Genomic DNA, 22,968 nt, shown 5'->3' on the forward strand with positions numbered 1-22,968 from the left:
GTTATCAAGATGCTGCTGTTTTTGCTGTTTGGTGTATGGCATGGTTTATTCTCAAGCAGAGGATGTGATGGCGAGAATAATGAAAGGCTTTATTCGCTGCGGCAAGGTGAGGCTACCGGACGCTTACTTTCCAATGGCTACCTTCAGAAAATCACTGCAACGCGAAATAGTTGGGTACATATCAATCCCTCACAATCAGCATGTTACCTATAAAGCGGTAGTAAACTTTGTTTGCTGTCAAGAAACAGGGATTTGATTTAACAGCAGATAATTTTCAGATGAAAACGCTTTAACTTCGAATAAACATAGCGTTTCAATTACCTAGTGCGGCGTGATAACACGTAATACACGATATTTTTGCGTGCCGATGAAGGGAGGGGACTGTTTTCATTACGGGGGAACTCCCGATCATCGAGAGTTCCCTGCTATAGCTAAGGGTAGGCTGGATTGTCTAGCACATGTTTATCTCATTCGATTAACCGATGTACTCCAAGCCGCCCATATAACGGCGCAGCACCGCTGGGATCTCAATCCGCCCATCGGCTTGTTGGTAATTTTCCAATACAGCAACCAACGTGCGGCCAACAGCCAACCCTGAACCATTCAGGGTATGCACCAAACGTGGCTTTTTCTCCTGTTTACTACGGCAACGCGTCTGCATTCTCCGCGCCTGGAAATCCCACATGTTGGAACAGGAAGAGATTTCACGGTAGGTGTTTTGTGCCGGCAGCCACACTTCCAGATCATAGGTTTTGCAAGAGCCGAAACCCATATCACCGGTGCAGAGCAACATTTTACGATAAGGCAGTTGCAGCAGTTGTAACACTTTTTCCGCGTGCCCTGTCAGCTCTTCCAGCGCTGCCATCGAATCTTCTGGCCGCACGATCTGCACTAATTCGACTTTATCAAACTGGTGCATCCGGATCAGACCACGGGTATCACGCCCATAAGAACCCGCTTCTGAACGGAAGCAAGGGGTATGTGCGGTCATGCGTAGTGGTAAGCTCTCTTCTTCCAAGATCTCGTCACGTACCAAGTTGGTGACCGGTACCTCTGCTGTTGGGATCAAGGCGTAGTTGCTGCTTTCCGACTCTTCTGTCAGTGGCTTGGTGTGAAACAGATCTTCACCAAATTTCGGTAACTGCCCTGTGCCATACAGTGTGGCATGATTGACCAAGTAAGGTACGTAGGTCTCCAGGTAGCCATGCTGTTCAGTATGCAGATCCAGCATAAATTGCGCCAATGCACGATGTAGCCGGGCTATCTGCCCTTTCATTACCACAAAACGCGCCCCGGTCAGTTTTACCGCCACAGCAAAATCGAGGCCATCGCTCAGCTCACCCAGCTCGACATGATCACGCACCGGAAAGTGATAGCTTTTTGGCTCACCCCAACGGCTGACTTCTCGGTTTTCACTATCATCCTTGCCATTGGGTACACTGTCATCAGGAGGATTAGGGATCTGCAATGCATAATCGCGGATCTCATTTTGCAGCTTTTCCAATGCGCTTTTGGCTGCATCCAACTTGTCACCTAGCTCATTGACTTCACGACGCAGCGGCTCAATATCTTCACCACGTGCTTTCGCTTCACCAATGGACTTCGATCGAGCGTTACGCTCTGCCTGTAATGTTTCTGTTTCTACCTGTAGCACCTTGCGACGCTCTTCTTGCGCGCGCAACAGTTCCAGATCAAGTTTAAAGCCTCGGCGAGCCAGTTTTACGGCAACTGCGTCTAGCTCATTACGCAGCAGATTGGGATCGAGCATGCTAATCCTGTGCTTGTTGTTATTGAAGAAGACGTTTTCGCTTTATCCAGCGTACAGAAAACTAGATAAAAGTAGTGTACTGCTTGTTAACCTTACCGCAAGGCGACTATCAGCGGTAGCGTTTTGTCTGGCTATTTTGATCTTGCTTGGCCAGCCAGGCCAATTTTTCAGCAATCTTGGCCTCTAAACCCCGTTCAGTTGGGTGATAGTAGGTGGTTTGTGCCATCTCAGGGGGAAAATAGTTCTCACCGGCAGCGTAAGCATTTGGTTCATCATGGGCATAGCGATATTCCGCACCCAAGCCGATCTCTTTCATCAGCCGGGTGGGCGCATTACGCAAATGCGCCGGTACATCATAATCGGGTTGCTGTTTCGCATCACGCAGCGCAGCGGTAAATGCGTTGTAGACTGCATTGCTTTTCGGCGCACAGGCCAGATAGACAACAGCTTGTGCAATCGCGCGCTCCCCTTCAGCCGGGCCAACGCGGGTAAAACAGTCCCAGGCAGCAATCGCGATCTGCATTGCTCGCGGATCAGCATTGCCGATATCTTCTGAGGCAATCGCCAGCAAGCGGCGAGCGACGTACAGTGGATCACCGCCTGCGGTGATAATGCGCGCATACCAGTAAAGCGCCGCATCTGGTGCAGAACCACGCACCGATTTATGTAACGCTGAGATCAAATCGTAATAACGGTCGCCTTTATTATCAAAGCGAGCCTGTCGTTCACCCAGTGTCTCTGTTAACAACTCAGGGGTTAACGTGCGCATTCCATGTTGATCCGGCGAGGCAATATCCGCCATCATTTCCAAGCTATTCAGCGCACGCCTTGCATCACCGCCAACCAGTTGTGACAGCATGTCGCGCGTTTCCGGCAGTAGCGTTATCTTTTCTGCCGCTAGACCTCGCTGAGCATCCTGCATCGCCTGATCAAGCACTTGCCCAATTTCTTCCACCGTCAGTGTCTTCAGCAGGTAGACGCGCGCTCGCGAAAGCAGCGCTGAGTTCAGCTCAAATGACGGATTTTCGGTGGTCGCACCAATAAAAGTGATAGTGCCATCTTCAATGTGTGGCAGGAATGCATCCTGTTGGCTTTTATTGAACCGGTGTACTTCATCGACAAACAGAATAGTGCGCCGTGCGGCATGACGGTTTTGTCTGGCACGCTCAATCGCTTCACGGATCTCTTTAATTCCCGAGGTTACTGCAGAAACCCGCTCGATCTCCGCATTGCCATAGCGGCCAATTAACTCTGCCAGTGTGGTTTTACCAGTACCGGGTGGCCCCCATAAGATCATCGAATGCAGTTGGCCGTTCTCTATCGCACGTGGCAACGGTTTACCCGGTGCCAGCAAATGACGCTGGCCGATATATTCAGCCAGCGTAGTGGGGCGCATACGTGCCGCGAGTGGTTGTAATGCGTGTTCAGAAAAATCCAGTGACAGCGTGTTCACAGCAGCCTCTAATTACGTTGGTCGTCCAGTGTTACCCCTTTAGGCGGTGTAAACCTGAATTTTTCAGCTTCAATGACACGATTTTGTTGTCCTTTCAATTGATAGTCACTGCGTTGGCCATCTTGCTCGATTGCAGTAAAACTTTTGATCGTGCCACTGTTACTTACGCTGATAAGTAGCTGCTTCAGGTGATTGCTACTGACTTTCGGCGTCAACTCAAAATCGTCTCCCAGACGCCGGACATCATACTGCTTCCAGTCGTTGGCATTGTTACGTGTCAGTAAAATAAAAGGCGTGTTTCCTGTCGCATCTTTCAGCCAGCTAGCGGTCACTTGTTCAACAAATGGGTTGTAAAACCAGAGCGTTTTACCGTCAGAGATCAACACACTTTCGTCGGGAGAATGCATGTGCCAATTGAACAGATTAGGTCGTTTTAACCACAATGTACCTTCACCTTGTTGCACTACATTGCCCTCAGCGCTGAGCACTGTTTGCGTAAAATTGGCCTGAAAACTATTCACTTTTGCCAAACGCGTCTGCAAGACACTCGCGGCATCAGCCCAGGCCGATAGTGAACTCATCGTGCCGACCAACAGGGAACAGGTTATCAATAGTTTTTTTATCATTTCACACCTTATGTTATGCATGGCACATCAAGCCTGAGTGTCGTTACTCATGGCGTTGTGGTGCCAGAACTTCACGGTTGCCACTATGCCCCTGCGCACTGACAATACCCTGCATCTCCATCTGCTCAATGATGCGCGCTGCGCGATTGTAACCGATACGGAACTGCCGTTGGACACCCGAGATGGAAGCTCGTCTTTTTTCAACCACGAACTCAACCGCTTGATCAAATAGCGGATCTAACTCATCACCATCATCAAGTTCTGTGTTGCTACCCGCTTCACCTTCTTCGTTACTACTGAGGATACCCTCTTTGTATTGTGGACGCTCACGCGCTTTCCAATCTTTAGCAACCGCGTGAACCTCCTGATCTCGAACGAAGGCTCCATGCACGCGGATCGGAATCGAGGAATTGGGTGCCAAATAGAGCATATCACCCATGCCAAGCAGCGACTCAGCTCCCCCTTGGTCAAGGATAGTGCGCGAGTCAATCTTGCTCGACACGGTAAAAGCAATACGTGTCGGAATGTTTGCCTTAATCAAACCAGTGATAACATCAACAGAGGGGCGCTGGGTGGCCAAGACCAAGTGGATACCCGCAGCACGCGCTTTCTGCGCTAACCGGGCAATCAGTTCCTCAATTTTTTTGCCGACCGTCATGATCAGATCAGCAAATTCATCCACCATCACCACAATGTAAGGCTCTTTTTCCAGCACCGGTGCCGAAATATCCATGCTGCTACCCGGTTTCCAGAATGGATCCGGGATTGGACGCCCCATCGCCAAGGCTTCATCGATACGCTCGTTATAACCGGCCAGGTTACGTACTCCCAACGCCGACATCAATTTATAACGCCGTTCCATCTCAGCAACACACCAACGCAAGGCGTTAGCTGCATCTTTCATATCTGTTACTACATCGGTGAGCAGATGTGGGATACCTTCATACACCGAGAGTTCCAACATTTTCGGATCAATCATGATAAAGCGCACCTCTTTCGGTGTCGCTTTATACAGAATGCTCAAGATCATCGCGTTGACACCAACCGATTTACCCGAGCCGGTGGTGCCGGCAACCAGTAAATGCGGCATTTTGGCCAAATCCGCTACCACCGGCTGACCTGAGATATCTTTACCCAAAACAATCGCTAATGGGGAAGGATTATCACGGAAATCAGGACAGTCCAGCACTTCTCGCAGATAAACCGTTTCACGCTTGAGGTTCGGCAGCTCTAGCCCAACATAAGGCTTACCAGGGATCACTTCAACGACACGCACGGCTGAAGTTGACAGTGACCGTGCCAGATCTCGCGATAAATTGGAGATGCGCGCTGCTTTCACACCGGGCGCCAAGTCAAGCTCAAAGCGGGTGATCACCGGGCCAGGTAAGATATCTACCACATCGGCTTTAACCCGGTAATCAGCCAGACTGACCTCAATCAGACGCGCTTTCTGTTCCAAAAGCAGCATGTCCACCGGTTCCGTCACTTTCGGTGCTTCGGCCAGCAGATCCAGCGTGGGTAACGGGGTGGTTGGTTTCTGCAAGGGGAGATCATTGCGCATCAAAAAAGGATGGATCAGGCTCTCAACCATGGCAGCTGGCTGCGCGGCAATATTGCTTGGCTGAGTATCACTGTTTGGTTGAGCGTGATGGCTTGGCTGAAGATAACTCGGTTCAATATTGACCGATTCAATCTGAGTAAGGTCAATCGCAGGCTCTTGCTGCTTACCCGACAGCTCTACTGTTTCCGCTGCTAGGGTAAACAATGGAGTACGCGACTCAGCAACTTCGCTAGCAGCGATAAATGCGCTGCTGGCTGCACTATCAGCAAAATCGATGGTGAAAGGAGTCTCATCAACATCCGGCTGTGGTTCAGTAGCGGTTGATAATGTCGAGTACCAATCCCCTACCCTAGGCTCACTGTCAAACTCACCTACGATCGATGAAGAATACGGTTCAGCAACCGAGTACGCCGTTTGCCGGTGGTTAACGTCCTCCGCGAGCAATGATGATTGTGATGCTTGCTGTTGCATTAGCGCTGGCTCAGTTGCACGTTGCTCAGCCTCACGCTGTTCTGCCATACGTTGCGACGGCAATTTAATGCCGTAGGAAGCCAACTCGCGCCGAGTGGGAATACGCACCCGATTAGGGCGCGGTAATTCCGGGCCAATCCCCTGTTTAACTTGCGGAGTTTCACTACTGTGTGCGCTGAATACGGGCATAAAGGTCGGTTGCGTACGTTCAGACTCAACAAACTCTTCCGTTAACACTGTTACTGTCGGTGTTTCCACTGCAACCGTGGGCTGCTGCTCCGGTTGTTGTGAAGCGGGAGAGAAGTTAAAAAACGCTGTTTCAGCCTCTTCATCTGTATCAATCGCAGAAATGGCTGGGGGTTGTACGTCAAAGGGTTCAACAACGCGGCTCGCCTTAATTGGCTGCAGATCAGTACTCACAGTATCAGTGAGGTTCAACACCGCGTGTTCAGCCACCCGCACAGTCTGCTCTGGCTGGCGATGATAAAGTGGCGGTTGCGGTTGCGAATAAACTTTTGCTGTATCCGCAGCAATAAATTCATCCAGCACCACCAGTTCATCAGCAACAATCACCAGCGGCTGGTTAGTCTCCTGTGCTGTTCTGCCTTCGTCATGCTTGCGGGCATTTCGCTTTGAACCATGCAGCAACAAAGCAACTACCGCCAGTACCGCCGCACCGAGCTTTTCAGCGATAGTCAGCCACGACCAGCCAGTAAACAGCGTAAAACCTGCAACCCAAAGGCAAAGCAGCGCCAATGTAGCGCCAAGCGGACTAAACTCTGGCAACATGGCACTACTCAACAAGTTACCCAGCAAACCGCCAGACGCAAAGTAATAGAGGTCATCGATATTTAATTCTGCCAGACCACAGGAGGCCAGCACTAGTGCCAGCGTTCCAATTAGACGCAGCGCCAATGAGAAGTAATCAGTGTACTCACTATGTTCACGCTGACGGTAAGCACGCCAGCAGAGGATTAGCATGATTGGCGGCACCGCATAAGCAGAGACACCAAAGGTGAAAAACAAGGTATCGGCCAACCAAGCACCAACAATGCCACCCAGATTATGGATCGGCTCATGCCAGGCAGTTTGTGACCAACTCGGATCTGAAGGATTGAAGCTGATCAGCGATACCATGAGGTAGAAAGCAAAACCAGCGATGATGATCAACAGCGCTTCAAACAGTCGCCGACCACCAGCCAGTTTTTTCAACGTGACTTGTTTGTCTTCTGTGTATTCCTGGCTCAAAAAAGGCACTCCAGGTCCTGTTAGTTAACTGACTAAATAGGGAAAAACAGCGCCGAGTCATTCTCTCGGCGCTGTCACTGTATAAACAAACAGGAGTGTAACGAATTTAATCCGGTTTTGCACCTATGGATTAACGTGTTTTGATGACCAGACGCCCACTTTGTTTCACTTCTTCCATGACAACGTAGGTACGGGTATCATTCACACCCGGCAAACGCAACAGCGTCTCCCCCAACAGTTTACGATATGCTGACATATCAGCCACACGGGTTTTTAACAGGTAATCAAAATCACCGGAAACCAGATGACACTCCTGAATTTCCTCCAATTTTTGCACAGCCGTATTGAACTGTTCAAAAACATCCGGCGCCCCACGGTTTAAGGTTATTTCAACAAAAACCAACAAAGACGCATCCAAGTAGTGCGGATTAAGCAGTGCTGCATAACCGGTAATAAAGCCTTGACGTTCAAGACGGCGAACACGCTCTAAACAGGGTGTTGGCGAAAGCCCGACTCGCTTAGAAAGCTCAACGTTGGAAATTCGCCCGTCCTTTTGCAACTCATTGAGAATGTTGCGATCGATACGGTCAAGATCTTTACTTGGGCGTTTTTTATTGTCTACCATTCTTATGTCTCTCTTATTATATTCTTCCCTGCACCTGTTACAGTCACTTCACCATCCTTATGTGAGTACTGATCCCAGGCGAAGACTCGATGCTAATGTTAAACAACCCCTAACCCTTGTTGCAGCGATCACCACCTCAAGCAGGGTTGTCACTCAACTCACCTCTACCCTTGCGACTTACGTCAACTTAGGTACATCGCCCCTTTGCATTGCAAAACCTATCGTCATCCTTGAGTAACAAGTGCAAAAAGGCAACGTTCTCCAGAGTACCATCCGCTGTTGTAGCGACCAAATCCAGTTTTAACAGTGAAAAAAGCATCATGTTGTGCTTCATAGCTGTACATAGCTAAAATTTGCTACTACCTGCGGAATAATTTCCTCTGTTGGTGATGTTTTCGCAAATACACAGCGGATTGTCAAAATAAAATAACTAAAATCAGCACAACCTACCGTCAAAAAAAATTGACGCTTGCTCTGTTATTAACCAAGAAGCGCTAGTTATACAAGCCGATAAAGAGCAATTAATTTATTGAAATTAAATTACTTTAATCCATTTGGCATGCTCTTTTCCGCGACTGGCAACCTGATGCTGAAACGATGAATATCTCTTGATCGGAGTGCTGAAAAATTGTGCTGCAAATCTTGTATCCTGACTGTTTTGCCAGATTATCTGTGATAATGAGAATAGGTTAATAGATAGTCAACACCTATCAGAGCTAGCATCGACTCGCCTGGTCGCTTTTTTTGCTGCACCGTTTTACCTACAATCAAGTAGACTGTCGGCAGGACTGGCTGACAGGTGTTTTTTGCACTACGTATGCTTACACCTGACAGCAAGCATTGATCACACTGTCATCTACTTAGATATCTTACTGAACATATTTATTATTGTGCGAGAAGAGGTTATTCATGAGCACAGCTAAACACAGCAAATTACTGATTTTGGGATCAGGCCCAGCCGGCTATACCGCCGCCGTCTATGCCGCACGCGCCAACTTACACCCAATGCTAATAACGGGTATCCAGCCAGGTGGGCAATTAACCACCACTAGCGAAATCGAGAACTGGCCTGGGGATGGCGGAGAACTGACGGGTACCGCACTGATGGATCGAATGCGTGAACATGCGGAAAAATTTGATACCGAGATCGTGTTCGATCACATCCAACGTGTTGAGCTGCAACAGCGTCCTTTCCGTCTATTTGGTGACAACAACCAATACACCTGCGATGCTCTGATTATCGCTACCGGTGCTTCCGCACGTTATTTAGGGCTGGAATCTGAAGAAGCGTTCAAAGGCAAAGGCGTCTCTGCCTGTGCTACTTGTGATGGTTTTTTTTATCGTAACCAGAAGGTTGCCGTTGTCGGTGGTGGTAATACCGCTGTCGAAGAGGCGCTCTATTTGGCCAATATCGCTGCTGAAGTGCATCTGATCCATCGTCGCGACAGCTTCCGGAGCGAGAAAATTTTGATTAATCGTCTGATGGAAAAGGTGAAAAATGGCAATATCGTTCTGCATACTCACCGTACACTGGATGAAGTGCTCGGCGACGAAATGGGGGTAACTGGCGTGCGCCTGCGTGATGTTAACGCAACGCAGCATACTGAAGAACTCGCCGTCGCTGGGGTCTTTATTGCGATTGGCCACTCACCGAATACCGCAATTTTTGGCGATCAGCTTGAGTTGGAAAATGGCTATATCAAAGTGCATTCCGGCATTCATGGCAACGCGACACAGACCAGTATACCTGGCGTGTTTGCTGCCGGCGATGTCATGGATCATATCTATCGCCAGGCCATTACGTCGGCCGGTACCGGTTGCATGGCCGCATTAGATGCCGAACGCTACCTCGATAGCTTGGCGAATGGTGGGAATAGTTAACTACCCCAAGGTGGGCATCAGCGGTAGCGTACAGCACACCTGCTAACCACTGATGTCCTGCCAATCTGGGCTAGGCCAAGGGTGCCAACTCATCAAAATGCCGGACAATTTTGTCTGCTGCAACCAAATTGGGGATCAATCTAATCGCTTCCAGCATCGCCTGCGGTTGAGGCTGCAATCCGCAAATAATAATTTCAATCCCCTGCTGGCGTAAATTCGTGATGGCATCCTCCAGCGCATATAGCCCGCTTTGATCGATATAGGGCACATTCTCCATGCGGAAAATCACTGTTTTTACCTCTGGCATTTCACGGATAATCCGATTGAATCCAAAAATAAAGCCAAAGAAGATAGGGCCTTCAAAGTGCTGAATATAGACACGATCTTCATGCCCGGAGAGCCAGGCTTGCTCATCAGCTTGTATCATCGGCGCCTGCTGTAACAGATGGCCTTGTGATTTTTCCTCTGCCAAATCACTCATCTGCTTCATAAACCAGAGCGCCGCCATCACCATACCAATACCGACCGCCTGTAGCAGATCAACAAACACCGTTAATAGCGTGACACTGAGCATGATCACCATATCTGCTCGTGGGACGGCACGTAAATTTCTCAGGCTACGCCAATCGATAATACCAATCCCTACCGTGATCAAAATCCCTGCCAGCACTGGCAATGGGATCTGCGCGGCATACTCGCCAGCGCCCAGTAAAATCAGTAACAAGATCAACCCGTGCGTCACTCCGGACAACCGTGAGTTTCCGCCCGAGCGGATATTCACCACTGTTCTGATCGTTGCTCCTGCACCTGGCAGGCCACCAAATAACCCAGCGATGGCATTGCCCACTCCTTGCCCAATCAATTCGCGATTGGAGTTGTGCTGAGTACGTGTCATGTTGTCTGCTACCACCGAAGTCAACAACGAGTCGATAGCCCCCAAACTGGCCAGTGTCAGGGCTGTAAAGATAATGATTGCCGGATCATGCCACTCAATGCCGGCAAACGCCGCAACATGGAGTGCTGGCAGCCCTTGAGGTATCTCACCAATGGTTGGTACCGCTAGCTCTAGCAGTATCGAAAGCACGGTAAATGTCACCAATGCCACCAATGTTGCGGGGATCGCTTTAGTGACCTTGGGGAACAGGTAGATTGTTGCAATCGTCCCCAATGCCAGCAGCAGCGCAGAAAAGTTAATATTGACCACTGCCGTTGCCAATGTCAGTAAGGTGTTAAGCGGTGTCCCTACCGAAGTTAACCCGACAGAAGGAAACAGTTGAGTGATGATAATAATCAGGCCAATTCCGCTCATAAAGCCAGAGATCACTGGGTATGGCATATAGCGCACATACTGCCCTACCCTCATTAACCCCATAACGATCTGCAACAGCCCAGCTAACACAAAAGTGACAATAATCGATGGCAGCGCGGCTTCAAAGGAGCCAAAGTAGGCAATCTCTGCAGCAATGATCGCGCTGGATACCACGGTCATCGGCCCGGTCGGGCCACTAATCTGGGTTCGAGTCCCCCCAAACAGTGCCGCAAGAATACCCAACACTATTGCACCATATAGCCCAGCAACAGCTCCCATACCCGATTGCACACCGAATGCCAGCGCCAATGGCAGCGCAACAATTGCTGCGGTTAAACCACCAAAAACATCACCTGAAACCCCTTTGCTGATAGTCATTTATGCTGTTACCTCTCTCCATGCAACAAATTCAGATTATCTAGCGACAGCGCTAGTATCGACAATAGTTAGGCGTCTGACTGCCGGCTCGCGACAACGGCAGAGCAAACAGCTTGTTCACTCGCCGGTTGTCGATCAATTACACTATTTGGCGTCAGGAACATAGGGCAGTGCAGACTTATGCACACAAAGGCGCAAGCGCCCGTCTGCACAGCGACGAAATACAAACGTCTTGTCTACCATCACCTGTTCGTTATCCTCGCTAATTAGATAAACATTGCCCATCGTGATGGCGATATTGCCGTGGATCTGAATGCCATTATCGGCCGCATTGTTGTCATACCAGACTTTTTTCCACACCTTCAGGGCAAAACCGGCATCGTCGGGATAATCGGCATCACCGGCAACAAAATAGGAGATTGCCCCTTTGCGACTGCAGCGGAAGGTATTGGCTCCATGTGCCAGCGTTGGTTTGAAGAAAACAACACCATCCTGATAATCATAGAGTTCATCAACGATCTCAGCAGCAACCGCACGATAATCACCGCCTTGACGATAGACAGCACCAATTCTGATCAACCCATCACACCACGCTTGCTGTGCCTGGTTCACTTCTGCTTCTGTAATCATCTGCCACCTCTTCGTGGTTATTGTCGACACTTGATTTAAAATTAATCAAGCGTGGTAAAGTGAGTGCAACTGTTGCACTGAAAATACGGGCCGTGCATTAAAATATAGTCAGCATTCTGCTCGACTGCCTGAAGAGAATGAAAAACAAAACTCACTGATTTTATTTGGTGTTGATATCAACATGGCTGATTGACCAGCGCCAATCTTCAATCATCGCCAGCAGTTTTCTGTTTGTGGCAGCGATAAAACCACCACCTCAGTGATTGACGCGCAATACCATACCTCTGTTGCTGTGGTGATCAATTTTTTCGAGTCTAAAAAAACCGCAGAGATGTAAAATTTGGTATCCCGACAACCCCGATGCCGCATAGTGACTGCCAGCAACTATGCGGTTAAATGACTCATGCCAGTACCAGTGATTAGCAAGATGAAAGCCGCGTTGTGTATAATCGCTCGTGTTTGTGCTCAAGATGACTCACACTCAGCTTGTCTTCTCTAATACAAAGCGATGTAGATTCTTTGAATGAAAAAAAATCGGCAAACTCAGTTAACTCAATGGCTTAAAGAAAAGAGCAGTTTAGCAAATCGCTGGCTACGCCTCTCAATGCTGTTAGGGCTATTCAGTGGCATGTTACTTGTCGTCCAGGCTTGGCTATTGGCTGATCTGCTACATACGTTGATTATTGAACAACAGACACGCACCGAACTGATCTCTTCATTCGTCTGGTTGGGCATCACGCTAGTACTGCGCGCGTTGCTGGCGGGGCTGCGTGAACGCAGTAGCTTCCTCTGTGGGCAGGTGATACGCCGCCATCTGCGTGCTCAGGTGCTCGATAAATTACAACAGCTCGGCCCTGCCTGGATACAGGGTAAGCCTGCTGGCAGTTGGGCCAGTGTGATTATTGAACAGATCGAAGAGATGCAAGATTATTATGCTCGCTACCTGCCACAGATGTACCTTGCAGTGATGATCCCCGTGCTGATCTTGTTTGCCCTGTTCCCGGTAAACTGGGCCGCTGGCCTGATCCTGTTAGCAACAGCGCCGTTGATCCCTCTGTTTATGGCGCTGGTCGGTATGGGTGCTGCCGATGCCAATCAACGCAATTTTGTCGCATTAGCACGCCTGAGTGGCAATTTTCTTGATCGTCTGCGTGGGCTGGATACATTACGCCTGTTCCATCATGGAGAGCGTGAATCGGCGCAGTTAGCTCGCGCTACAGAAGATTTCCGCCAACGCACCATGGAAGTGTTACGCTTGGCCTTTCTCTCTTCAGCAGTGCTGGAGTTTTTTGCTGCGGTCTCAATCGCCGTGGTAGCCGTCTATTTTGGTTTCTCTTATCTGGGGGAGCTAAATTTTGGTAGTTATGGCGCCGGAGTCACTCTGTTTGCCGGTTTTCTGGTGCTGATTTTAGCGCCTGAATTTTTTCAGCCACTGCGTGATCTCGGCAGCTTTTACCACGCTAAAGCACAAGCGGTTGGTGCTGCTGAAGCATTGGAACAGTTCCTTAATGCAGAGGGCGAGGCTGAACCACGCGGCCAAGGCCAGCAACAACTGCCAGCTCAGCAAGCTGTCACATTACAGGCGCAAGCGCTTGAGATCTTGTCGCCAAATGGTGTTGTGCTTGCTGGGCCAATCACATTTCAGCTCGCCGCCAACCAACGCGTCGCTTTAGTTGGCCCCTCTGGCGCTGGCAAAAGCTCGCTGCTCAACGTACTGCTCGGTTTCCTGCCCTACCGAGGTTCACTGCAAGTGAACGGCATTGAGTTATCACAACTCTCGCCAGCAGAGTGGCGGCAACAGTTAGGCTGGATCGGTCAAAATCCCCACTTACCGGCACAAACGGTGCGAGAAAACATTCTGCTTGGTGCAGTGGATGCCAGTGCTGAAGAATTGCAGCAAGCTATTGATCACGCTTATGTCAGTGAGTTTCTACCACGCTTGCCGAACGGTTTGGAGAGTGAGTTGGGCGATGGTGCCGCACGCCTTTCTGTTGGCCAAGCTCAGCGCATCGCTGTCGCTCGGGCGCTACTCAGCCCACGCACGCTGCTATTGCTGGATGAACCAACTGCCAGCCTGGATGCCGCCAGTGAGCGTTTGGTGATGCAGGCTCTGGATCATGCCTCCTATCAACAAACCACGCTGTTGGTTACCCATCAACTCCAGGAAGCCGAGCAGTATGACCAGATTTGGGTTATGGATCATGGCCAAATTGTGCAACAGGGCAATTACGCCACACTGAGTCGCCAAGCCGGTTTATTTGCCGATCTGCTCGCCCACCGCCGTAATGAGGTTTAGCCATGCGTGTTCTCTTGCCCTTTCTCGCACTCTATCGTCGCCACACCTTTTTGCTGTTGCTCGGCATGGTGCTGGCGATTACCACGCTGTTAGCCAGCATCGGCTTACTGGCTCTCTCTGGCTGGTTCCTGGCAGCCTCTGCATTAGCCGGCCTGGCGGGCAATTTTGCATTTAACTATATGCTACCCGCAGCCGGAGTGCGTGGAGCGGCAATCTTTCGCACCGCCGGGCGCTACGCTGAACGGCTAGTGAGCCACGACGCCACATTTCGCTTATTGTCACATTTACGCCTATTCACCTTTAGCAAGATCCTGCCGTTAGCCCCCAATCACATTGCACACTTTCGTCAGGCGGAGTTACTAAATCGTCTGGTGGCGGATGTCGATACCCTTGATCACCTCTATCTGCGTGTGATTTCACCGGTGGTCAGCGCGTTGATGGTGATTGTGCTGTTGACCTTGGCACTCAGTTGGTTAGATCTTCAGTTGGCATTAACGCTAGCCACTATTCTGCTACTGATGATGGCACTCATGCCGCCTCTGTTTTACCGTGCTGGTCAACCCATCGGCCAAGCATTAACTGTACTGCGTAGCCAATACCGTAATCAGTTGACCCGTTGGCTGCAAGGGCAGGCTGAACTACAGATTTTTGGTGCCGAAGTACGTTTTCGCCAACAGCTTGATCACACAGAACAGCAGTGGCAGCAGCAGCAGCAACGCCAAGCTGCGCTTACCGGTTTGTCGCAAAGCGTAGTGATCTTGGTCAGTGGCTTAACGGTTATTCTGTTGCTGTGGTTAGCCGCCGACGGTGTAGGAGCCAGTCATCAGCCCGACGCGCTAATTGCACTGTTCGCCTTCGCCACTCTCGCCGCCTTCGAGGCAATCATTCCAGTGATGCACGCTTTCCAGCATTTAGGCCAGGTGATCGCTTCTGCAACCCGGGTAAAACAGATTATTGATCAAAAACCTGTTGTCACTTTTCCTGCTGCTGGTGTCGCAGCTCAAGCAAGTGCCGGCTTGCAGATTAACGCAGTCAGTTTTCGTTATAGCGAGCAAACTGAAAAGGTGCTTAATCAGATCAACTTAGTCGTTGCACCCGGTGAACATATTGCGCTACTTGGGCGTACCGGTTGTGGCAAATCGACACTGTTGCAGTTACTAACACGCGCCTGGGATGCAGAAAGTGGCAACATCAAACTGAATGGCCATCCGTTACAGCACTACGATGAAGCGACGCTGCGCACTATGATGACGGTGGTCAGCCAGCGAGTGCATATCTTCAGTGCCACACTACGCGATAACCTGCTACTGGCCGATGCTAGCGCCAGTGATCAACAACTCAGCGATAGCCTGCAACATGTTGGTCTAGGTAATCTGTTAGCCGGTGAAGGATTGGCTGCCTGGCTCGGTGAAGGTGGACGTCAACTGTCAGGCGGCGAGCAGCGACGACTGGGTATCGCTCGCGCCCTGTTACACCAAGCGCCGCTGCTACTGCTCGATGAGCCGACCGAAGGGCTAGATGCCAACACCGAACAACAAATCCTGCAACTGTTGCACCGACATGCCGCAGACAAAACCCTGATTGTAGTGACTCACCGTCTGAGCGGATTGGCACAGTTTGATCGTATTTGCGTTATGGATGGTGGTGAAATAGTGGAATCAGGTCGTCACAGTGAACTGATGCAACAACAGGGGCGTTATGCGCAACTCTATCAGCGAATTGAATAATCTGCAGTAAGGTTCGATGTTATGCCGATAGCCAAACTCTCAATGCACTCGCTGGCTTTTCCTGATCCAAGGCTGGCACTGCGTGAACCCTCGGGTTTGCTGGCGATCGGCGGTGATCTCTCTGCTGCTCGTCTGATCACCGCTTATCAGTCTGGAATTTTCCCCTGGTTCTCTCCCGGCGAACCGATCTTGTGGTGGTCACCTGATCCACGTGCGGTGCTCTACCCTGAGCAATATCATCTCAGTCGCAGTTTCAAACGTTTTCTGCGTCACAGTCGCTTTGATATCACGTTGAATTACGATTTTAAGTCAGTGATCGCCGGCTGTGCCGATCGTCTCAATGAAGGCACTTGGCTGACCGAGCAGATGCAAGCAGCCTACCTTGAATTACACCAGCGCGGTTATGCCCATTCAGTAGAGGTGTGGCAAGATGAACAACTGGTCGGTGGGCTATATGGCATTGCACAGGGGGCGCTGTTTTGTGGCGAATCAATGTTTAGCCGACACAGCAATGCTTCAAAATGCGCTCTGCTCGCCTTCTGCCGCCATTTTTCTGCTTATGGTGGAGAATTAGTTGACTGTCAGGTGCTGAACGCGCACACTGCGCAGCTTGGTGCGCGGGAAATTTCTCGTGAGCGGTTTCTGCAGCAACTGGTCAACCTTCAGCATAAAATTTTAGCCGAAGCCTGCTGGCGAACGCAGATTATCCCCCTACAATAAGTTGAGATGGGTTTGGCAAAAACTAATTTTGCCAAAATGGTGCATTATCCACCCGCAGATGTTTACATACTGGGAGTTTTTCGGCATTATCTTGCCGGTTAAAAACCAAGCTCGTTATACCTAGAGGATTCGATGGCCAAAGAAGACAATATTGACATGCAGGGCACCGTCCTGGATACGCTGCCAAACACCATGTTCCGTGTTGAACTGGAAAATGGACATGTAGTAACTGCACATATCTCCGGTAAAATGCGTAAGAACTACATCCGCATCCTGACCGGTGATAAAGTCACTGTGGAGTTGACCCCTTACGACCTAACCAAAGGCCGCATTGTCTTCCGTAGCCGTTAATCTGCCTGAGTTGCCGCCAACTGCTGGCGGCAAGCTGCCTCTGTTTAGCGCCGCATCATCGTCATTTACTGCTTTCAGCGTCTCGTTGACCGTGGTTGCCGAGCGGGATGATGCCTGCGGCGTTCGAACACTTGATAGTAACAACTGTCGCTTATAACACGCTGGTTGGTGGCAACAGCCACCCCCCGCTATCGCTATCATGAGCAGCAAAACAGATTGCTCAGCATCTCCGTCTCAGCAGCGCTCTCTATACTGTGGCCATTAGTGCAATCCAGAGTCGCTGCCTACAGCAATTAACTAATGCAGTGCTCCCTCGTTAGCCTTCTGCTTCTGTGCACTAACAAATTCACAGCTCAAGCGGTTAGCAGCATGATCCAGATCGACCTTCACCGCACCACCGTTCACTAGCGAACCAAACAGCAGCTCGTTAGCCAGCGGTTTCTTCAGATTTTCCTGTATCACCCGTGCCATTGGGCGTGCTCCCATCGCTCGGTCATAGCCCTTGAGCGCTAACCAGTCACGCGCCTGATCGCTCACTTCCAACGACACCCCCTTGGCATCTAGCTGTGCTTGCAGCTCGACGATAAACTTATCCACAACCTGCTGGATCACCTCAGGTGACAAGTGATTGAACCAGATGATGTTATCCAGTCGATTGCGAAACTCTGGTGTGAACAGTTTCTTGATCTCATCCATTGCATTGACACTGCGATCTTGGTCGATCAAACCTATCGATTTGCGTTCGGTCTCACGCACCCCGGCATTGGTCGTCATCACCAGGATCACATTCCGAAAGTCCGCTTTACGCCCGTTGTTATCGGTGAGGGTACCGTTATCCATCACTTGCAGCAGCAGGTTGAATACGTCTGGGTGCGCTTTCTCAATTTCATCCAGTAGCACCACGGAATGCGGGTGCTTGATGACCGCATCAGTCAGCAAACCTCCCTGATCATAACCGACATAGCCCGGCGGGGCACCGATTAAACGGCTAACCGTATGACGCTCCATATACTCAGACATATCAAAGCGCAATAGTTGGATATCAAGCGCTTTTGCCAACTGCACCGTAACCTCAGTTTTTCCCACCCCCGTTGGCCCGGCAAACAAAAATGCGCCAACCGGTTTACGTTCATGCCCCAATCCGGCACGGCTCATCTTAATCGCTTCACTCAGTGCTTCAATCGCAGTTTGCTGGCCAAATACCAACATACCTAACCGCTCACTTAAGTGCTTCAATACATCGCGATCACTGGCAGAGACGCTCTTTTGTGGAATGCGTGCCATACGCGCAACCACGAACTCAATATCTGCTACATTGACGGTTTTTTTACGCTTACTGGCTGGCAGCAAACGACAGCGCGCTCCCGCTTCGTCGATCACGTCAATCGCTTTATCTGGTAGATGTCGATCGTTAATGTACTTCACCGAAAGATCGACGGCAGCGCGGATCGCCTTTGCGGTATAGCGCACATTGTGGTGTGCCTCATACTTCGTCTTCAGGCCATTGATAATCTGAACCGTCTCATCTGCACTAGGTTCAGTGATATCGACTTTTTGGAAACGACGTGCCAGTGCGCGATCTTTCTCAAAAATATGGCTAAATTCCTGGTAGGTCGTTGAACCAATTACCCTGATTTTGCCACTCGACAACAACGGTTTAATCAAGTTAGCCGCATCTACTTGGCCACCCGATGCCGCACCAGCACCTATGATGGTGTGGATTTCATCAATAAACAGGATGCTGTTCTGCTCCTGTTCAAGCTGATGAAGCAATGCTTTAAAACGCTTCTCAAAGTCACCACGGTATTTAGTGCCAGCCAGTAGTGCACCAATATCCAACGAGTAGAGCGTACAATCAGCTATCACTTCCGGTACATTCCCTTGCACAATGCGCCAAGCTAACCCCTCAGCGATCGCAGTCTTACCGACCCCCGATTCGCCAACTAACAGGGAATTATTTTTGCGCCGACGGCACAGCACTTGAACGACTCGCTCCAGTTCATGATCTCGACCAATCAATGGATCGATGCCACCAATGCGTGCCTGTTGATTCAGATTGGTGGTGAAGTTTTCCATACGATCCTCTCCGCCAGGCAACTCTTCATGCAATGGGTTCTCACTATTAGGCTGCTCTCCAGCCTGATGCTTACGTGTACCATGAGAAATATAGTTCACTACATCCAAACGGCTAACATCGTGCTTACGCAACAGATAGGCCGCCTGAGACTCCTGCTCGCCGAAAATCGCCACTAGCACATTGGCACCGGAAACTTCACTGCGACCAGAAGATTGCACGTGAAACACTGCTCGTTGCAGCACGCGTTGGAAACTGATCGTTGGCTGGGTTTCTCGCACCATTTCGCTAGCTGGAAGCGTGGGGGTGGTTTGATCAATAAAGGTCTCAAGTTCCTGACGTAACAGACTCAACTCAACCATACATCCTTCAAGTGCCTCTCGCGCACTTGGATTACTGAGCAGTGCCAACAGCAGGTGCTCCACTGTCATAAATTCATGTCTGTGTTCGCGCGCTCTGGCAAAAGCCATTTTGAGACTGAATTCCAGTTCTTGATTGAGCATGGACTCTATGAAGGCATCCCGCTTGCAAAACGTTCAGTATCTAACCATGGTAAGGTAAGCAGTGGTAAGGCAAGCCGAGCCCGCCTGATCTCGGCCTCTAAGGCCACAGACACCGCAGCAGCAAATGATCGCCCGCATCACTTCACTCAGCGAATAACGACCCCGTTGCCACCTGCCCGCATCTTGGAAATCAGTGGGGTATCTAACCTGTGCTCGGGTCACTCAATTGTGCATCAACCCGTTACGCGGAAGGTTCTCCAGTGTTGGTCAACCTTACTGTTACCTATCATTGTCATGCCCTGGCTGTTACGCAACCTTTCAGCATTCCCCCTAGGAATAGTTAGTGTATGTACCCCTGCTGGTTAGCTCGGCAAGAGTAAAGATTGTCTTTTCAGACCTTTTCTAACGTGCAGAGCAACGGATGTTCATTTGCCCTTGCATAACTGTTCACTTGTGCAACTTTGGTTTCAGCAACCTCAGCGGTAAACACACCGCACTCAGCCTTACCTCGATAGTGAACCTGTAGCATCAGCTCGGTAGCTCGCTCCAAATCATAGAAAAAGAACTTCTGCAGAACCTCAACCACAAACTCCATTGGAGTATAGTCATCATTGTTCAATATGACCTTGTACATTGAGGGCGGTTTTAGCGCATCTTTTGCCTGTTGTTTGGCTGAATGCGCTAAATCAAGCCAAGTATCGTGGTTACCCATGGTGGTTTGTCTTCTCTGATCGTGCTCTAGTATATGAGTTACATTTGGATTATTCAAAACTGGGGGTTGCGCCCATTCTAGCATTTTTGTGACTGCGATGTAGTAATGCAAAATAAACCCCTACAAGCCCGCCAATCTGACAAGTTTTGACATCAACGTTAACCACCTCAAACTTTGCGGAATTATTCTATGATTCTTATCATTCATCGCTTGACGGAATGATCATTTGTTCTAAAGTGTAATTTTATGTGTTGCTGGTTTTCTAATCACCAGCCACATAAAAAACGGGTTATTCATCTCGACTAAAAAATTGCCTTAAGAGGGATGTAGAAACATGGATACTGGTACTGTCAAGTGGTTCAATAACGCAAAAGGGTTTGGTTTCATCTGCCCTGAAGGTGGTGGCGAAGATATTTTTGTTCACTACTCAACGATTAAGATGGATGGCTACAGGACATTGAAAGCTGGCCAACAAGTCAGGTTTGACGTGCATCAAGGCCCGAAAGGGAACCACGCCAGCCTGATCTTGCCACTGGAAAGTGAAGCAGTGACCTGAGTACGATGAGCATTCACTGCCGCAATGCACATGCTGCATCTGCCGGTAAACAGACTGTCTGGCTTGCTAACACCAGCAGTTGTCACTGGCAGTGCTGCTGTGCTAAAGCGTTCAGCGAATGGCTTCACAATGGCCATCACGTCAAGATGTGGCAGGTTAACGGTATTACCAGGTAACCCTCTGCATCTTGACGAGATAAAAATAATAACTTATCAAAAGATTAACAGCCACGTTATCACTTCACTCATCAGCCTGTCCGCGCGCCAACCAGATGATGCGTGAGAACATCTTCTTCAGTAACGTTGGAACGGCATCCGTTCCCCAGCTCGCCGCCTGCATTGCGACCTCAATCGCCAGATCGGGTTTTGATGAGCGCTGTACCGCTTTGCGGATCACATTACGCATCGGCATATGAATGGTAGAGGGCAACCCAGCCACTCGGTAATAAACTGAGCTATACCCCTCTCTGTACATGAAGTTTTCAATATCTGCTGCGGGTAGTTCGGTTAAGCGATCGCGCTCTTTCTGTTGATAATTATTCAACAAGCTGCGTACTATATTGGCATACTTCTTTCCAGCTTCATCGCCATCCACCAACACGTGCCACTCGATCCCCATCCGACGAGCAAACTTGAGTAATGGCCTCAAGCCACATTGAGCAAACTCGATCACACGTACCCCTTCCGCATCAAAATGGTAGCCACATTGACGCGCTAGCTCATTGAGCAGCCAGACCTCTGTTTCGCCTTCAACCAATAACCAGCAACGCGCAAACAGTGAGGAGGGGCGATTAAAACGGATGTGGAAAGCAATCCGCCGCCCCTCTTCAATACTTAATCCTTGCGCACCCAGACGATAAGCCACCACGCTATTTGACTCCCTAACTAAACGGCAAATCTGCTCTACTGGCACCAGTGAGACCAAAGTACTTGAGTTAGTGGTGGTGATACGTTGCACTGGCATCTGCTCTAACAGATTCCATGCGACGGACAGCATGATTGGATGCAAGCGTGTTTCCGGGTTTTCAATCAACAGCAGTGGTCGTGCATCTGCTGCCAACTTTAGGTTGCTGTTTGCCTGCAACAAGTTTGAGAAGATACTGATTAACGTTAGACGAATAGCGCGATTTTTCGGTTCAGCAATCAGCCGGTTGATGTTGTCCAACAAACGCCACACCCACTGTTCCGAATACTGCCGATCAGCACGTCGGTCAACTTCCTGTGCGCCCTGTTCAGCAAAGTAGTGCTGCAACAGTTGTTGCATCGCTGGCAAAAATTGCTTTGCCTCAAACGGCGTTAACCGCTGCTGATTATGTGCTAAATCATCCCGGAGTTTATCAAGCTGTTGCTGTAGCCGGTGCTCATTGGTCAGCGGCGTCTCTCCGTGCGTATTCGCGCGCAAACGACGGATAAAACGGGCATCACGCAAGCGCAATACTGGATGAAGACGCAGCAGTGACTGAACCTGTTGATCGACATCCTGTAGCGGCAAAACATCGCCATTGGCATCAAGGAAGCGACGTAGCGTTAGGATCGAACCATCCTCGGCCAACTCTCCCTGGCAGCTATAGTAGATACGATAATGGCGATCATCCCCCTTAACGCCGGTGACCAGTAGTGGCCGGTAGCGTGCACAATGCATTTGACCGATCTCTTTTTCACAAAAAGTGAAAATAACCTGCAAATGGCGCTCGTTAACCGTGCTCTCGGCCAGCGGCCAGTGAAAGTCTTTCGCCTCAAACTGATAAAATGGTTGATGCGGTGCAAGTAGCAGCGTCATTGCATCTAACAGACTCGACTTACCCCAGGCATTCTCACCCAATAACACGGTATTATCCTCAAGTTGCAACGAGAGGCGATTAATACCGCGAAATCCTACGATCTCAACACGTTCCAGGAACATTGGCCTACTCCTGTAGCTAACCCCTTCACCAACAGCGAAACTTTCTACACTCACCACAGACATTAGCAGAGTGTGCCGCCTCTGGTAGATAAATTTAGCCTTTGCTGCCCTACTGACAGCACAGTTTATCGACACGGTTTTTAACAGTAATACTTGCCTGAACAGCGCCACACGGGT

16 protein-coding genes and 2 pseudogenes are annotated in these 22,968 nt (G+C 49.8%); 7 read left to right on the forward strand and 11 right to left on the reverse strand.

The annotated features are described in order from the left end of the window. On the forward strand, nucleotides 1–213 hold a 213-nt coding region (locus EOJ37_RS14680; RefSeq protein WP_206194052.1), incomplete at its 5' end, for a hypothetical protein. 262 nt (nucleotides 214–475) lie between these two features. On the opposite strand, the gene serS is transcribed toward EOJ37_RS14680, so the two are convergent. The 6 genes and pseudogenes from serS to lrp form a co-directional block, all read right to left on the reverse strand. Beyond that, complete coding sequence (gene serS / locus EOJ37_RS11440) at nucleotides 476–1,768, reverse strand: serine--tRNA ligase (protein ID WP_127960043.1); 1,293 nt, start codon at nucleotides 1,766–1,768, stop codon at nucleotides 476–478. Nucleotides 1,769–1,877: 109 nt separating this feature from the next. Then, a complete protein-coding gene (locus EOJ37_RS11445; RefSeq protein WP_127960044.1) occupies nucleotides 1,878–3,221 on the reverse strand; it encodes a replication-associated recombination protein A in 1,344 nt (447 codons plus the stop codon). Between the two features lie 8 nt (nucleotides 3,222–3,229). After that, nucleotides 3,230–3,844 carry an outer membrane lipoprotein periplasmic chaperone LolA gene (lolA, locus tag EOJ37_RS11450; protein WP_127960067.1) on the reverse strand — a complete coding sequence of 205 codons (615 nt, stop codon included), beginning with the start codon at nucleotides 3,842–3,844 and terminating at the stop codon, nucleotides 3,230–3,232. Between the two features lie 46 nt (nucleotides 3,845–3,890). Then, nucleotides 3,891–5,522, reverse strand: a pseudogene (locus EOJ37_RS15065) (DNA translocase FtsK); the annotation flags it as partial. Nucleotides 5,523–5,911: 389 nt separating this feature from the next. Further along, nucleotides 5,912–7,127: pseudogene (locus EOJ37_RS15070) on the reverse strand (DNA translocase FtsK 4TM domain-containing protein); the annotation flags it as partial. A 130-nt stretch (nucleotides 7,128–7,257) separates the two neighbouring features. Beyond that, a complete protein-coding gene (gene lrp / locus EOJ37_RS11460) occupies nucleotides 7,258–7,752 on the reverse strand; it encodes a leucine-responsive transcriptional regulator Lrp (protein WP_127960046.1) in 495 nt (164 codons plus the stop codon). Nucleotides 7,753–8,661: 909 nt separating this feature from the next. Between lrp and trxB the strand changes: the two genes are divergently transcribed. After that, on the forward strand, nucleotides 8,662–9,633 hold the full coding sequence (gene trxB / locus EOJ37_RS11465) for a thioredoxin-disulfide reductase (RefSeq protein ID WP_127960047.1): 972 nt from the start codon (nucleotides 8,662–8,664) through the stop codon (nucleotides 9,631–9,633). Nucleotides 9,634–9,703: 70 nt separating this feature from the next. Here the strand turns inward: trxB and EOJ37_RS11470 are convergent, their stop codons facing one another. Together EOJ37_RS11470 and EOJ37_RS11475 are read right to left on the reverse strand one after the other, a co-directional pair. After that, the gene (locus EOJ37_RS11470; RefSeq protein WP_127960048.1) at nucleotides 9,704–11,320 is read right to left on the reverse strand and encodes a SulP family inorganic anion transporter; all 1,617 of its coding nucleotides are present in this window, start codon (nucleotides 11,318–11,320) and stop codon (nucleotides 9,704–9,706) included. 144 nt (nucleotides 11,321–11,464) lie between these two features. Then, the gene (locus EOJ37_RS11475) at nucleotides 11,465–11,950 is read right to left on the reverse strand and encodes a hypothetical protein (RefSeq protein ID WP_127960049.1); all 486 of its coding nucleotides are present in this window, start codon (nucleotides 11,948–11,950) and stop codon (nucleotides 11,465–11,467) included. 523 nt (nucleotides 11,951–12,473) lie between these two features. On the opposite strand from EOJ37_RS11475, the gene cydD reads away from it, so the two are divergent. From cydD to infA, 4 genes are all read left to right on the forward strand, one after another. After that, nucleotides 12,474–14,246: a heme ABC transporter permease/ATP-binding protein CydD gene (gene cydD / locus EOJ37_RS11480; RefSeq protein WP_127960050.1), complete on the forward strand. Its 1,773-nt coding sequence runs from the start codon at nucleotides 12,474–12,476 to the stop codon at nucleotides 14,244–14,246. 2 nt (nucleotides 14,247–14,248) lie between these two features. Next, entirely contained in the window at nucleotides 14,249–15,973 is a 1,725-nt protein-coding gene (gene cydC / locus EOJ37_RS11485) for a heme ABC transporter ATP-binding protein/permease CydC (RefSeq protein ID WP_127960051.1), read from the forward strand. 21 nt (nucleotides 15,974–15,994) lie between these two features. Then, nucleotides 15,995–16,693, forward strand: coding sequence for a leucyl/phenylalanyl-tRNA--protein transferase (aat, locus tag EOJ37_RS11490; RefSeq protein ID WP_127960052.1), 699 nt, complete (start codon nucleotides 15,995–15,997; stop codon nucleotides 16,691–16,693). Between the two features lie 132 nt (nucleotides 16,694–16,825). Beyond that, nucleotides 16,826–17,044 carry a translation initiation factor IF-1 gene (gene infA, locus EOJ37_RS11495; protein WP_127960053.1) on the forward strand — a complete coding sequence of 73 codons (219 nt, stop codon included), beginning with the start codon at nucleotides 16,826–16,828 and terminating at the stop codon, nucleotides 17,042–17,044. A 297-nt stretch (nucleotides 17,045–17,341) separates the two neighbouring features. Here infA and clpA read toward each other — a convergent pair whose 3' ends face one another. Together clpA and clpS are read right to left on the reverse strand one after the other, a co-directional pair. Beyond that, nucleotides 17,342–19,621, reverse strand: a complete 2,280-nt coding sequence (gene clpA, locus EOJ37_RS11500; RefSeq protein WP_127960054.1) for an ATP-dependent Clp protease ATP-binding subunit ClpA — start codon at nucleotides 19,619–19,621, stop codon at nucleotides 17,342–17,344. 391 nt (nucleotides 19,622–20,012) lie between these two features. After that, nucleotides 20,013–20,333, reverse strand: coding sequence for an ATP-dependent Clp protease adapter ClpS (gene clpS / locus EOJ37_RS11505; RefSeq protein ID WP_127960068.1), 321 nt, complete (start codon nucleotides 20,331–20,333; stop codon nucleotides 20,013–20,015). Between the two features lie 334 nt (nucleotides 20,334–20,667). Between clpS and cspD the strand changes: the two genes are divergently transcribed. Beyond that, the gene (gene cspD / locus EOJ37_RS11510) at nucleotides 20,668–20,889 is read left to right on the forward strand and encodes a cold shock-like protein CspD (RefSeq protein ID WP_127960055.1); all 222 of its coding nucleotides are present in this window, start codon (nucleotides 20,668–20,670) and stop codon (nucleotides 20,887–20,889) included. Between the two features lie 240 nt (nucleotides 20,890–21,129). Here cspD and EOJ37_RS11515 read toward each other — a convergent pair whose 3' ends face one another. After that, a complete protein-coding gene (locus tag EOJ37_RS11515) occupies nucleotides 21,130–22,791 on the reverse strand; it encodes an ATP-dependent nuclease (protein ID WP_127960056.1) in 1,662 nt (553 codons plus the stop codon). Nucleotides 22,792–22,968: the final 177 nt, after the last annotated feature.

The organism is Serratia microhaemolytica, from assembly GCF_004011885.1.
GTDB classification, from domain to species: Bacteria; Pseudomonadota; Gammaproteobacteria; order Enterobacterales; family Enterobacteriaceae; genus Serratia_G; species Serratia_G microhaemolytica.

Excerpts from the sequence above, each read along its gene's own strand:
- cspD (WP_127960055.1), top strand. The coding sequence starts at position 20,668 with ATGGATACTGGTACTGTCAAGTGGTTCAATAACGCAAAAGGGTTTGGT.
- EOJ37_RS11515 (WP_127960056.1), bottom strand. The coding sequence starts at position 22,791 with ATGTTCCTGGAACGTGTTGAGATCGTAGGATTTCGCGGTATTAATCGC.
- infA (WP_127960053.1), top strand. The coding sequence starts at position 16,826 with ATGGCCAAAGAAGACAATATTGACATGCAGGGCACCGTCCTGGATACG.
- trxB (WP_127960047.1), top strand. The coding sequence starts at position 8,662 with ATGAGCACAGCTAAACACAGCAAATTACTGATTTTGGGATCAGGCCCA.
- lrp (WP_127960046.1), bottom strand. The coding sequence starts at position 7,752 with ATGGTAGACAATAAAAAACGCCCAAGTAAAGATCTTGACCGTATCGAT.
- aat (WP_127960052.1), top strand. The coding sequence starts at position 15,995 with ATGCCGATAGCCAAACTCTCAATGCACTCGCTGGCTTTTCCTGATCCA.
- serS (WP_127960043.1), bottom strand. The coding sequence starts at position 1,768 with ATGCTCGATCCCAATCTGCTGCGTAATGAGCTAGACGCAGTTGCCGTA.
- clpA (WP_127960054.1), bottom strand. The coding sequence starts at position 19,621 with ATGCTCAATCAAGAACTGGAATTCAGTCTCAAAATGGCTTTTGCCAGA.
- cydD (WP_127960050.1), top strand. The coding sequence starts at position 12,474 with ATGAAAAAAAATCGGCAAACTCAGTTAACTCAATGGCTTAAAGAAAAG.
- EOJ37_RS11475 (WP_127960049.1), bottom strand. The coding sequence starts at position 11,950 with ATGATTACAGAAGCAGAAGTGAACCAGGCACAGCAAGCGTGGTGTGAT.
- EOJ37_RS11470 (WP_127960048.1), bottom strand. The coding sequence starts at position 11,320 with ATGACTATCAGCAAAGGGGTTTCAGGTGATGTTTTTGGTGGTTTAACC.
- clpS (WP_127960068.1), bottom strand. The coding sequence starts at position 20,333 with ATGGGTAACCACGATACTTGGCTTGATTTAGCGCATTCAGCCAAACAA.
- cydC (WP_127960051.1), top strand. The coding sequence starts at position 14,249 with ATGCGTGTTCTCTTGCCCTTTCTCGCACTCTATCGTCGCCACACCTTT.